Origin of the sequence: Larkinella sp. (assembly GCF_965227735.1) — a bacterium.
Classification (GTDB): domain Bacteria; phylum Bacteroidota; class Bacteroidia; order Cytophagales; family Spirosomataceae; genus Larkinella.
The window spans coordinates 6,026,235-6,039,300 of the sequence record NZ_OZ245776.1; the positions used below are offsets into that span (position 1 = coordinate 6,026,235).

7 protein-coding genes are annotated in these 13,066 nt (G+C 53.7%); 6 read left to right on the forward strand and 1 reads right to left on the reverse strand.

Features of this window, described 5'->3' with window-relative positions:
• The first annotated feature begins 261 nt into the window (after window positions 1-261).
• Window positions 262-4,323, forward strand: coding sequence for a hybrid sensor histidine kinase/response regulator transcription factor (locus ACO064_RS23645; RefSeq protein WP_421829670.1), 4,062 nt, complete (start codon window positions 262-264; stop codon window positions 4,321-4,323).
• Window positions 4,324-4,520: 197 nt separating this feature from the next.
• On the opposite strand, the gene ACO064_RS23650 is transcribed toward ACO064_RS23645, so the two are convergent.
• The gene (locus ACO064_RS23650) at window positions 4,521-6,428 is read right to left on the reverse strand and encodes a glycoside hydrolase family 88 protein (RefSeq protein WP_421829671.1); all 1,908 of its coding nucleotides are present in this window, start codon (window positions 6,426-6,428) and stop codon (window positions 4,521-4,523) included.
• 194 nt (window positions 6,429-6,622) lie between these two features.
• On the opposite strand from ACO064_RS23650, the gene ACO064_RS23655 reads away from it, so the two are divergent.
• From ACO064_RS23655 to ACO064_RS23675, 5 genes are all read left to right on the forward strand, one after another.
• Window positions 6,623-9,286, forward strand: a complete 2,664-nt coding sequence (locus ACO064_RS23655; RefSeq protein WP_421829672.1) for a cation-translocating P-type ATPase — start codon at window positions 6,623-6,625, stop codon at window positions 9,284-9,286.
• A gap of 72 nt (window positions 9,287-9,358) precedes the next feature.
• Window positions 9,359-9,673: an L-rhamnose mutarotase gene (rhaM, locus tag ACO064_RS23660; protein WP_421829673.1), complete on the forward strand. Its 315-nt coding sequence runs from the start codon at window positions 9,359-9,361 to the stop codon at window positions 9,671-9,673.
• 283 nt (window positions 9,674-9,956) lie between these two features.
• Window positions 9,957-11,036: a glycosylase gene (locus ACO064_RS23665; protein ID WP_421829674.1), complete on the forward strand. Its 1,080-nt coding sequence runs from the start codon at window positions 9,957-9,959 to the stop codon at window positions 11,034-11,036.
• 513 nt (window positions 11,037-11,549) lie between these two features.
• Complete coding sequence (locus tag ACO064_RS23670; protein ID WP_421829675.1) at window positions 11,550-12,335, forward strand: dienelactone hydrolase family protein; 786 nt, start codon at window positions 11,550-11,552, stop codon at window positions 12,333-12,335.
• Window positions 12,336-12,458: 123 nt separating this feature from the next.
• Window positions 12,459-13,064 (forward strand): RNA polymerase sigma factor, encoded by a 606-nt coding sequence (locus ACO064_RS23675; RefSeq protein WP_421829676.1) that lies wholly within the window; start codon window positions 12,459-12,461, stop codon window positions 13,062-13,064.
• Window positions 13,065-13,066 lie beyond the last annotated feature (2 nt).

Genomic DNA, 13,066 nt, shown 5'->3' on the forward strand with positions numbered 1-13,066 from the left:
GGGGTAGAATTGGTTTATTAAAAACTTTTTTAATAAATATTTTTAATTGTGACACAGAGGTGATCAGAGGACATCAGAGTTAATCAGAGAAAACTTCTGGTTAACACTGAAACACCGCAGGACAGCTCCGTTTGTGTAATAACCTGTTCAATCGGTTGTCGCTTGTGGCAAGTGGACTATATTTGCAGTATAAAGATAGGATCATAAGCTATACGGCCTCTGCAGTCGTATTTATGAGTGACTAAACTGTCGACTTTCTGTATGATACGTCCGTGCTGGCTCATCCTTTTAGTCATACCGCTCCTGCGTTCCTACGCCCAGTCGAATCAGCCCCTCCGAATTCCTGAAAAATCCCCGATCGCCAATCAATTTGAGCATCTGTCGGTTGAGGATGGCTTGTCCAATGACTTTATAACGGCTATTCTCCAGGATCGGGATGGCTTTATGTGGTTTGGAACCGGGGAGGGCCTCAATAAATACGATGGTTCTACCTTCACGGTTTTTAAACCGGATCCCAGCCAGCCCACCCGCAGCTTTCAGAATGGCTACATCATGGGCCTGTGCGAAGGCGACTCAACCCAGCTTTGGGCAGTTACAAGAGGGGGCGGGTTGCATGAAATCAACCGGAAAACGGGGGGCGTCATTCCGCATCCCATTCGGGCCGCCCAGGCCAACCGGTGGAACAACCAGCATTCCGTTTTCATAGACCGGCAGCGCATCATCTGGATTAGTGCCTATGCGGGTCTGGCCCGCTATGACCCGGCCAGACACCATTTTACCCTCTATCCATCCCCCGTTGCCGACGTGCCGGTGATCACAGCTTTTGAAGACCGACAGCATCGTTTCTGGGTCGCCACCCACCAGGGCTTGTACCTCTTCGACCGCCCGACCGGAAAATTTACCCCGGTGGCAGTTCAGGGATTGAAAGGTCCCCAGCCCTCCTTCCAATCGTTTTACCTTGATGAAAACGATGTGCTCTGGCTGGGTACGGCCCTGGCCGGTTACAGTTTGTTCAAACTTAATTTGCGCAGCCAGCCGTGGAACCTGGTTCCTTACAACCCGCGCGGAGAACTTCATTCTTTCGTGTGGCGGAACACCATCCACCGGGATTCCACAGGGATTGTCTGGATCGGAACCACCAACGGTTTGCAGGGAATCAACCCGGCCAGCGATCAGGTTTTTACGTACCAGTCTGATCCAGGCCGGTATAAAGGGCTGGCCAGCAGCAGTATGCAGGCACTCTATCACGATCGGTCGGGTATGTTCTGGATCGGAACCAACAACGGGATCGACCGGCAGGCCGTGAACACCAAACCTTTTTCTACCTACCAGGTAAAGGCCAATGAGCGGAGGGCCCATGTACCCGAAAACAGAGCATACGCCGTCTTTAAGGATACGCGCGGTCAGCTCTGGTTCAACAATTCACCCGGGATCTACCGACTTTCTGCCGACCAAAAACGGCTTGACCCCATACCGCCCGAAAAGTTAGGTGCCGTGGGAGACCATTACAACGAGGTGAGGTCGTTTCTGCCCGACGGGAAGGACGGAATCTGGCTGGGATCGTACGATGGCCTGTACCACTTCGATCAGGCATCCGGACGGTTTACCGCATACCCGTCGGAAATGCCTGCTCAGTTTATTGCGGTTCAGCAAAAGGCGGGAAAACCGCAGGGTGACGTCTGGATTGGGGGCGATGGCGGTTTTGCCTCTTTCAATGTCCAAACGCATCGATACAACTACTACCGCTATCAACCGGGGAAACCGGGTGGCATCCCCGACCGGTTTGTGTATGGACTTCTGGTGAGCCAGAGCGGTGAGGTATGGATTCTGATTCACCGGTTGGGTCTTTGCCGGTTGAATCCCAAAACGGGTCAAATAACCCGCTATTCGGCCGACCTGAAAGGAAACCTGAGCAGCAACGACGTTCGCACCATTTACGAAGATCCGGACGGAATCATCTGGATCGGCACCTACCTGGGCGGTTTAAACCGGTTCGACCCGAAGACCGGCCTGTTTTCGACGATCACCCACCAGGATGGCATCCCCGGCAACACCATTGTCGGTATCACCGGGGATGCGTCGGGGCATCTCTGGCTGAGTACCAACGATGGCCTTTGCCGGGTCGATCCCCGTACCAAAGCCATTCGCACCTACCAGGTTTCGGATGGCTTACCCAGCAACAACTTCAAGCAAAATGCCGTCTTTCGCCACGGCAATCAACTCATTTTCGGTAGTGAGAATGGCATTGTTCAGTTCGACCCTGACCAGATTCGTGATGACAACCGTCCTTTTCCGGTTTATGTTACCGGGCTGACGGTCATGGACAAACCCCGGAAAATCACCGGCAACGTCATTCATCTAAAACACGACGAGAATTTTCTGTCGATTGCCTTTGCGGCTCTGGCCTACGATCAGCCCCGCCAAAACCAGTATGCCTACCAGCTCGTCGGGATCAACCCCGACTGGGTCCAGAGCGGCAACCGCACGGTGATCAATTTTACCAGCCTGCCACCGGGCCACTATACGTTCCGGGTAAAAGCCGCCAACAGCAATGGGTTCTGGAGCCCGCATGAAGCGGCCATTCAGGTGATTGTTCAGCCGCCCTGGTGGGCCACCTGGTGGGCCTACGGTCTGTATGGGCTGGCGATTGCCGGAGCGATTTGGGGGTATATCCGGTTTTCGACCAACCGGTTCCGGCAACGCCAGGAGTTTGAGCTGAATCGCCGGGAGGCCGAGCAGCTCAAAGCCGTCGACGAGCTGAAAACCCGTTTTTTTTCCAACATGACCCACGAGTTTCGCACCCCCCTGTCGCTGATCATCGCGCCGGTGGAGAAGTTGTTGCAGGAAGGCCGGTTCGACGGGCCGATGCTCCGGCTGATCCACCAGAATGCCGAACAGCTTCTGCGGTTGATCAACCAGTTGCTGGATATTGCCAAACTGGAAGGAAACCACATGACAGTTTCGCCCCTGCAGGGCCGGGTCAGCGAATTCATCCACCCGATCGTCGCGGTTTTCCAGCGGGCCGCCGAGCAGAAAGGCATCACCTTAACCTGTACGATGGACCAGTTCCCCGCCCAGGCGCAGCTTTTCGACGCAGACAAGTGGGAGAAAATCCTGACAAATCTGCTCGCCAATGCCCTCAAATTTACCGGGGCGGGGGGAAGCATCACCCTGACCATCGCGCCCGTTTGGAGAGCCGACGAAATGACGGGGGTTCAATTTCAACTGGTCGATTCGGGCATCGGCATGGCTCCACACCATCTTCCGCATATTTTTAACCGGTTTTATCAGGCCGACACCTCCACCACCCGCACCCACGAAGGCACCGGTCTTGGGCTGGCGCTGGTTCACGAATTGATTCAGTTACTGGGTGGACACATTGCCGTGGAGAGCGAGGTAGGGGTAGGAACCCGCTTCAACTGGACCCTGCCCGTCAGCCCGGTAACCAACGCCGACCACCCCCGAATTCGTGTGGACGTTGCGCCGTTGCCGGTTGCCGACCCTCCAATACCGCTCGATCTCATTCCCGTTACGAACCCGTCACCGGAGGGAAATACCGCTCCCCGCATTTTGATCGTGGAAGACAATCAGGAGTTGAGGGAGTTTCTGGTGGGAGAGCTAACGGCTTCTTATCAGATTTTACAGGCGGTCGACGGGCAGCAGGGCTGGGAGGTAACCCAGGCCGAACTGCCCGATATCGTCCTGACAGATGTGATGATGCCCCGCCTGGATGGCCATGAATTGAGCAGGCTCATCAAAAGTCATGCGGATACCGATCATATTGCCGTCGTGATGCTGACGGCCAAAGCCGCCCAGCCGAGCCGTCTGCAGGGCTTACAGGAAGGAGCCGATGATTATCTGACCAAGCCCTTCAGCGTGGCCGAACTGCGTCTCCGGCTTCAGAACCTGCTCAATCGCCAGCAACGGCTTCGCGAACGCTACCAGCAACAGTTTTTGGCCACCGCCACCGCCCCATCGGTGGAAGCGGAGGTCACACACCCTTTGCTGGAACGGATTTATGACCTCATGGATGAGCGACTCGATGATCCGCAACTGAGTGTCGAGTGGCTGGCCGATCAACTCGCCATCAGCCGCCGTACGCTTCACCGGAAAATCGTCAGTTTGACGCCCTGGGTTCCCAACGAACTCATCCGGCAGTATCGGATCCGGAAAGCGGCCGGGTTGCTCCAGGCGGGGCATACGGTGTCTGAGACGGCCGACCTGGTCGGTTTTAGCACCCCTTCCCACTTCGCTATGGTTTTCAAAGAGGTGTATCAGCAAACCCCCACCGAGTTCATGACCAGCCCTTCAAAAAGCCTCTAATGGCCTGATTTTCCAACTTTTTTCGGGTAAATGTCCCGAATTTGATAGCATTTGTCCCCAATTCGACAGCCTGCCAGCCGGTAAAACAGCACCTTTGTGCTGTTGATAATGTGTGCTATCCACACCATTTTTTTAAAACCCACCGTATCCTTTCGGTCTGTGATGCCCTTCCGAAACGGCAGACCGAAAGGCCAGCCTTATTTCCGTACCTGCCCCAGCAGCCACGCTCCCAACTCTTCACTCGCTTTGTAGTTTTCGTAAACCGTCGGAATGATCCGCCCATCGGTGTATTCATTGTAGAGCCAGGGGTCGCCGACGGCGAAAACCGTTCCTTTGCCCACTTTCGCCACTGCCATAATCACGTCGCCCTCTTCCGAAACGAGGGCTTGGGCCGGGGCTTTCAGATCGAGCGTCGCCAGTTCCTTGATGTAAACGGCTTTCGTTTCTTTGAAAACCGGGTTGCCGGCCGGAATCGTCACCTTGCCCTGCTCCCAGTTTTTGCCCTTCACCATGTTGCGGTTTTTGTCGGTAAACCGGATGCCGAAGGTCTGCGCCAGTTCGTTGAAGTGTTTCGTTTCGCAGTTGGCCGTGTCATTCGCCATCATCACCAGCACCCCACCGGCTTTCACCCATTCGTTAATCGCCTTAATATCAGCTTCCTGAATATAGTTCGGTTTGGCGGTTTCCTTCGGCGAATCGGGATCGACAATGATGTATACGTCGATGTCTTTCAGGGATTCAGCAGTCGGCGCGGTCCGAACCGGGACGGTTTTGGCACCCAGTTCACGGAAGGTGTTGCCCCAGTGCCAGAATCCGGAGTGCATCCGGTCTTCCCAGGTGTAGTGAAACTGTTCGGTTTGGCCGAGTAAATCCTTCCGAAATTCGTGGTTGAAATGGTAGTCGACGGCCACGGTTTTTCCGGCACCAAGGGCCAGTTCCGGCGCGATTTCCATTTCCAGACTCGCCATGATAAACGGCCCGACGCCCTTCAGGTCGTTTTTGCGGATGGGTTCACTCAGGTAATATTCGTAGCTGCCATCGCGGTAGGGCGTGCCTCCCAAACCGCCCACGCTGACGGTGCCGTTGAGGTTGATGGTTCCGTTCGGTTCTTCTTCGATGAAATTTTTCAGAATCCCCTGGTAGCCTTTCTGCGCCGAAGCCAGAAACGACGGGTCCAGGTATCCCATCCGCACGGCTTTCGCTAGCGTATAGACAAACATGCACGACGCCGAAGCCTCGATGTAATTCCCTTTCCGGGTTCCCTGCGTGGTCATCTGGTACCAGCAACCGGTTTTGGGATCCTGGTATTTTACCATCGGCGTTGCCAGCCGTTGCAGGTATTTCACCAGATTGGCGCGTTGGGGGTGGTTGGTCGGGAAATAATCCAGCACATCGACCAGCGCCATACCGTACCAGCCAATCGACCGGCCCCAGAAGTGGGGCGACTGCCCGGTTTTCGGATTCGCCCATTTTTGCTCGCGGCTTTCGTCGTAGCCGTGGTAGAGCAGCCCGGTTTTAGAATCGACGAGGTGTTTTTCGATCAGGGCAAACTGTTTGGCAATGTCGTCGAAGTTTTCCGGCTGATTGAACACCCGGCTGAATTCAGCGTAAAACGGCTCGGCCATGAACAACCCGTCGAGCCACATCTGGTTCGGATAGCGACCTTTGTGCCAGAAACCGCCTTCTTTCGTGCGCGGTTGTTTCGCCAGTTGATCGCGTAACAGGAAAGCCGCTTTCTGAAATTTCTCCTTCCCCGGCAGCGACTGCTGGGCCAGCATCAGGAGCACCCGCCCGGTTGTAACGTTGTCGATGTTGAACTCCTCCATTTTGTAGGTCCGGATGCTGCCGTCTTCGCGCACAAACTGGTTGATATCGTTCAACGTATAGGTAAAGTATTTGCTGTCGCCGGTGCGGTACCAGACCCGTTCGAAGGCTTTCAAAACCAGTCCCTGTTCATAATCCCAGCGGGCGGTTTTGTGGTTTCCGATCAGAATCGAATCTTTGTGCCACGTCATGAACGAATCGGCCATGCGCTGGGAATACGGTTTTTGCTGGGCGAGCGCGCAGGTAGTGAACAGGATCAGAAATAGATATTTCATGGGCATAAGAAAAAGTTATTACGCAGAGTTAATCAGAGGCAATCAGAGTTACGCAGAGTTTTTCTCTGATTGCCTCTGATTAACTCTGTGTAACAACTTAAAGTAAATTCTACGACTTTCTACCAATTCAGAGCGGTGTTAATTTGGCGGTTTCGCCGGAAAGTGAGTACTTACTCATGCCTCTTTTCCCTATCCACGGTATGCCAACGATTTCAACTCCCGACTATCCGCATCAACTTCCCATCGACCAGTTGCTGCAGGATCTGAACGTCGATCCCAAAACCGGGTTGACCGCCGAAGAAGCTAAAAACCGCTACGATGAATTGGGACCGAATGCCTTGCAGGAAGTCAAACGCGAAAGTGCCATAACGATTCTGATGCGGCAGTTCACCGGCGTCATTGTCTACATTCTGGCGGCAGCGGCCGGTATTTCGTTCTTTCTGGGCGAAACCGTCGAAGGCTTTGCCATCATTGCGGTTTTGCTCGTCAACGCCGTAACCGGTTTTTTGCTGGAATGGAACGCCCGGCAGTCGATGGATGCGCTGCGAAAAATGGACACCACACCCGCGCGGGTGCTGCGCGACGGCCGCATCCGGGAAATTTCGTCGGAAGAAGTGACGCTCGGCGATATCCTGGTGGTTGAAGCCGGTGACCTGGTAGCCGCTGACGGCAACCTTTTCGAAGTCAGCCAGTTGCAAATTGACGAATCCGCTCTCACCGGCGAGTCGCTGCCCGTTGACAAAAATACGGAAATCCCACCGGACGAATCTCCCCTGGGTGACCAGCACAACCGCCTGTTTAAAGGAACGCCCGTGACGGCGGGCAACGGCCGGGCCATCGTGACGGGCATCGGGCAGCAAACGGAGCTGGGCAAAATTGCCACGATGGTGAAGGACGCCAAACGCTCGGCCACACCACTGGAAGCGAAGCTGGATTCACTGGCGAAAGTGCTGATCTGGGTGACCGTCGGGCTGGCGGCTCTGTTTCTGGTGGTTGGGTTGGTCCGGAAAGAAGAACCGCTTCGGCTGATCGAAACCGCGCTGGCCCTGGCCATTGCGGCCATTCCGGAAGGCATGTCGGTGGTGGCAACCATTGCGCTGGCCTACGGCATGTTGCGGCTGGCGGAGAAGAAAGTGATCGTCAAACGGCTGTCGGCCGTTGAGACGCTGGGCGGAACCAACGTTATTTTTACGGATAAAACCGGCACGCTGACCCAAAACCGCATCGAGGTCAACACGCTCGAACTGCCGGATTTTCACGCCGAGATCCGGGCCGATGCGGAAGCCAAAAAACTGGAAGTGGTGGAAGGCGATCAGGCCGTCACGGAATCCGATGCCTACCAGCAACTCATCCGCGTGGGCGTTTTGTGTAATAATGCGGATTATGACATTGTGAAGGGAAAACCCAAAGAAGTGGGCGATCCGGTGGAAGTTTCGCTGCTGAAATTTGCAATTGCGGCTGGTCACAATCCCGACCGCATCATCCAGAATTTTCCGCGCAAAGCCGAACAGGCCTTTAGCTCGGACACCCGGATTATGGGCACGCTCCACGCCCACGATGGCGGTTTTTTCGTAGCGGTGAAAGGCGCGGCTGAGGAGGTGCTGGAACGCTGCCGGTCGCTCAACGAACAAGACCGGAAGGCCTATTATGACATTTCCGAGAAAATGGCCGTCGACGGGTTGCGAACGCTGGCGTTTGCGTTTCGGGAAACCAGGGAAAAACCGGGTGACGATTTTATTGATGGCGATTTGACGTATGTCGGCCTGATCGGTTTTCTCGATCCACCCCGCACCGAAGTAACACCCGCGCTCAAAGCCTGCCGGGCTGCGGGCATCAAGGTCATCATGGTGACCGGCGACCACCCCGCAACTGCCCTCACGATTGCGTCCAAAGTGAACCTGATCGAAGCGGGTGAAGAAATTGTGATGACGGGCAAAGACCTCAAACCACTCGATCAACTGACCGAAACCGATAAAAAGAAGTTGCTGGCATGTCGGGTGTTTGCCCGCGTTAGCCCGGCGCAGAAGCTGGATATGATCGACCTGTATCAACAGCAGGGCGACATTGTTGGCATGACCGGCGACGGCGTCAACGATGCGCCCGCGCTGAAGAAGTCGGACATCGGCATTGCGATGGGACTGCGCGGCACGCAGGTGGCTGCCGAAACCGCCGACATGGTGCTGAAAGACGACTCGTTTGCGTCCATCGTGGCGGCCATTGCCCAGGGGCGGGTCATTTTCGAGAACATCCGCAAGTTCGTGCTGTTCCTGCTGTCGTGTAACCTGAGCGAGATTTTCGTAGTGACGTTTGCCGGTTTTCTGAACGTTGGCAATCCGCTGCTGCCCTTGCAGATTCTGTTTATCAACATCGTCACCGACGTGTTTCCGGCTCTGGCGCTGGGGGTGGGCCGCGAGAATTCGAGCCTGATGCACCAGCCGCCCCGCGACCCCAAAACGCCGATTATGGACATCCGTGACTGGCGCATGGTGGTTTTTTACGCCCTGGCCATGACGGTTTCGGTGTTGGGTGCCTACTGGCTCGGCACGCGCGAATTGGGTCTGACGGCAAAGGAAGGCAACAACCTGACGTTCTATGCGCTGTCGTTTGCGCAATTGCTGCACGTTTTCAACCTGCGGTCCGGCCATTCGTTTTTTGTCAACGAAATTACGCGAAACCGGTATATTTGGTACGCCTTGCTGTTGTGTCTGGTGATTCTGGTTCTGACCTATTACGTGCCGTTTTTAAACCAGGTGCTCAGCATTCAACCCATGACCAGCACCGAACTCTGGCTCATTGCCGCAGCCGGTCTGGCACCGGTGGTGTTGGTGCAGTTGGTCAAAGGAATAATGCGATTGGCAAAATAGCGTAACGCAACCAATTTCAAGTCGACCAGGGGCCGCGAACGCAAAACCAGTACTTTTCTAACCCCAATTACAATGCAGGAAGTTGCTTTTACCATGAAACTCAAACCCGGCGTTGAGTCTGAGTACCAACGCCGTCACGATGAAATATGGCCGGAATTGTCGCAGGCGCTGACCGACGCCGGTATTCGGGATTATTCCATTTTTCTCGACCGTTCGAGCGGGATTCTGTTCGGTGTGCAGAAGCGCGAGGAGAATCATACGGCCGATCAGTTGCCGGGTTTGCCCGTGATGAAACGCTGGTGGGCGTATATGGCCGATTTAATGGACACCAATCCGGATCAGTCGCCGGTCGCGGTTCCATTGGAGCGCGTTTTTCATATGGATTAACCATGCCGTGAATCAAATCATCCCCAGTTCAGGATACCATCCCGTAGGGATTCAACAGCGCAGCGTCGGTAGAAAACGAATGGGTATATCATGCTTCCGCGTGCCGTCAGGTATGCAACGAATCGCAGAAATCCAACGGTCGCGTACCTGACGGCACGCAGATGTGGAGATAACCGGACTTCCTCCTACCGACGCTGCGCTGTTGGATCCCTGCGGGATCATGGACCAGTCCATGAAATGGAAGTTGGGGAATGGGATCGTTTTATCTTTTTGGTCAATTAAAATGGAAAAATGGATTGCCGGTGCTTTCTTCGTAGTCATGGCCGTAACGGGTTTTGCCCAGCCAAAAAATGCTGCGGCAACCGTCCCGGATGAAAAGATGCGGGCGGTTTTTGAGGAAGTGAAAACGCCGTACAAATACGGGATTGTGCTGCCCCAGCCCGACAAAGGCCGGATGGTCGACAGTCCGACGGTTTTTCGTAAAGGCGACGTCTGGTACATGACCTACATCATTTTTGATGGAAAGGGCTACGAAACCTGGTTGGCAAAAAGCACCGATCTGTTGCACTGGAACACCCTGGGAAAGCTGATGTCATTTACCGATAAAGACTGGGATGCCACGCAAAAAGCCGGGTATGTCGCCTTGATCGACACGGACTGGGGTGGTTCCTACGAACCCGAAAAATACCGGAACCGCTACTGGCTGTCATATTTGGGCGGTTCCGAAAAAGGCTACGAAGCGGGCCGGTTGGGGGTTGGCATCGCGAACACGACCGATTTGGCCGCATCGAAAGAAGTCACGCGGTTGCCGGAACCGGTGCTGTCGGCGGTGGATCAAGACGCGCGCTGGTACGATAACAAAACCATCTACAAGAGTCTGGTAATTCGGGACAAGGCGCAGAAAACCGGGTATCCGTTTGTGATGTATTACAACGCCAAAGGCGAAAAGCCGGATGCCAAAGGAGCCGGTTTTGAAAACATCGCGATGGCGGTTTCCAACGATATGACCCACTGGAAACGACACGGGCAGGAGCCGTTGATTACCCGAAAAACCGGCATCTGTGGTGATGCCCAGATTGCTAGAATAGGTGATGTGTACGTCATGTTTTACTTCGGCGCGTTCTGGAAACCCGGCGCGTTCGAGCGGTTTGCGTGTTCCTACGACCTCGTTAACTGGACCGACTGGCAGGGCGAGGATCTGATTGCCTCCTCGGAACCGTACGACAAAACCTACGCCCACAAACCGTGGGTCATCAAGTGGAAAGGCGTCGTTTATCATTTCTACAATGCCGTTGGCGATCAGGGGCGTGTCATTGCCGTGGCTACTTCCAAAGACCTGGGCAAGAGTGCATTGGGAAAGTAAAAACAGTTTTTACGGCTTTCGCCTATTTTGCTGCTGAAAACCGCAGCCGTATAGAGCCAGGACTTCCACAAATTTTCCAGCTATGTATGTTAATAATAACTATGTAATTAGTTTTGTGACTAATAGATTAGTTATTTTACATTAAAAAACGAACTCTATATGGGAAAGGCGTTATACATTGGTTTCTGTCTACTCACCTACTGCTCAATCTATAACCCCATTGAACTGCAAACAAAACCCTTGAGCTACGGACCCTATCCAGTTGGATTCAGGACTGAGCAACAGGTTGATAGCATCCGGAGCTACCAACCGGACAAGGGCATACCGTACCGACCGTTGTCTGTTCATATTTGGTACCCTGCCCGGAAAGCATCGACGGAGAATCTGATGCCTTACAGGACGTATATTGGGTTAGAAACGCAACGGGAGGGGTTTTCCATAACCGATTCCAACCAGGTTCGTGCGTTTTGTACCAATCTAGTGGGGGGGTATCGCCAATACGCCACCACCTTTATGAAAAATCTCACCGTGAGCGTAGATGACATCCTGCAGGCACCGACGAAGGCGGTTTATAACGCAGCGCCGGTTCATAGAAAGTTTCCAGTGATCCTCTATGCACCTTCGTTGAGCAAACCAGCGAATCAAAACCATATGGCCTGTGAGTACTTAGCCAGCCACGGTTATATCGTCATTTCTGCCGCGTCAGCCGGGCAACAAGGGCAAACAATGACCAAGGACACGGCTGGTATTATGGCTCAGGTAAGGGACTTGGAATACATGATGGCTCAGGCTTCCCGAATCCCTACTGTTGATACGGCCAGAATGGGTATGTTTGGATTCAGTTGGGGAAGCATGGCTACTGTCATTTATCAGATGCGAAACCAGAACGTAAAAGCGTTGGCCTGCTGGGATGGTAGCATGGAGTATCAGGATTATGATCTGATCAAAACCGCTAGCGATTTCAACCCGGCCAAATTAACCGTGCCTTACCTGTATCTCTGCAATCAAAATGAGGACTGGTCTACTTTCCCTTTCTTTCGTTCGTTAGCCAAATCCACGAAGCATTTATATCGGCTTAAGAAGTTGGAACATGCGGAATTTACGGCCTACTGGTCTTTCTACGCTTCTATCAAGCCGACTACTTCGTACCAAACGGATAGTTACCGGGCCATTTGCCACTATACATTATCTTTTTTTGATGCTTATCTCAAGGATCGTAAAAAAGCCAAAATGGTGCTTCAGCATTCAAGTGAGGAAAATGGGTTCAGTTCTGAGACCATTGCTAAACTGTCGATTTAATTGAGCAATCAGCCTGTTACGCACCCACCCGTTTTCCCAACCGGCGGGGTGCTTTTTTGGTATTAGCCGAAAAAAGTTACCCCATTCCCGCAGGTTTTTCCAATCTTTCGTACCTAATCCCGTGTGTTCACTTTTAACGATACCGCCCGTTTGCAGGAGTCCGAACTGATTGCTGAGCTGAAAGCAGGCCGTGCGTCGGCTTTTCGGATGCTGGTCGAAACGCATCAGGACAAGGTTTACAACCTGGCGCTGGCGATTGTACAGCATCCCGAAGAAGCGGAGGATATTGCCCAGGAGGTATTTATTGAAGTGTACCAAACCATTCAGCACTTTCGGGAAGAGGCCAAACTGACGACCTGGCTCTATCGCATCACCACCACCAAAGCCCTGGCGCACCACCGGAAACGGAAAGCCCAAAAGCGGTTTTCGGTCCTGACCAGCTTGTTTGGGCTGAACAACGAAGTGCTGCACGATCCGCCGGATTTCCACCATCCGGGCGTTTCGCTGGAGCAGAAAGAGGAGATGCATACCCTTTTTAAAGCTATTGGTGAATTGGTTGATAACCAAAAAGTTGCCTTTATTTTACAGTATATCGACGAACAGAGCCACCGCGAAATTGCAGAGGTGATGCAGGTCAGCGTGTCGGCGGTCGAGTCGCTGCTGCACCGGGCCAAACAGAATCTTCGGAAACAGTTAGGCCCGTATTATCAGGAAAGAAATAACCCGTGACA

Bases quoted from the DNA above. Each gene is read 5' to 3' on its own strand.
- ACO064_RS23670 (WP_421829675.1), top strand. From the start codon at position 11,550: ATGAAAAATCTCACCGTGAGCGTAGATGACATCCTGCAGGCACCGACG.
- ACO064_RS23655 (WP_421829672.1), top strand. From the start codon at position 6,623: ATGCCAACGATTTCAACTCCCGACTATCCGCATCAACTTCCCATCGAC.
- rhaM (WP_421829673.1), top strand. From the start codon at position 9,359: ATGCAGGAAGTTGCTTTTACCATGAAACTCAAACCCGGCGTTGAGTCT.
- ACO064_RS23650 (WP_421829671.1), bottom strand. From the start codon at position 6,428: ATGCCCATGAAATATCTATTTCTGATCCTGTTCACTACCTGCGCGCTC.
- ACO064_RS23645 (WP_421829670.1), top strand. From the start codon at position 262: ATGATACGTCCGTGCTGGCTCATCCTTTTAGTCATACCGCTCCTGCGT.
- ACO064_RS23665 (WP_421829674.1), top strand. From the start codon at position 9,957: ATGGAAAAATGGATTGCCGGTGCTTTCTTCGTAGTCATGGCCGTAACG.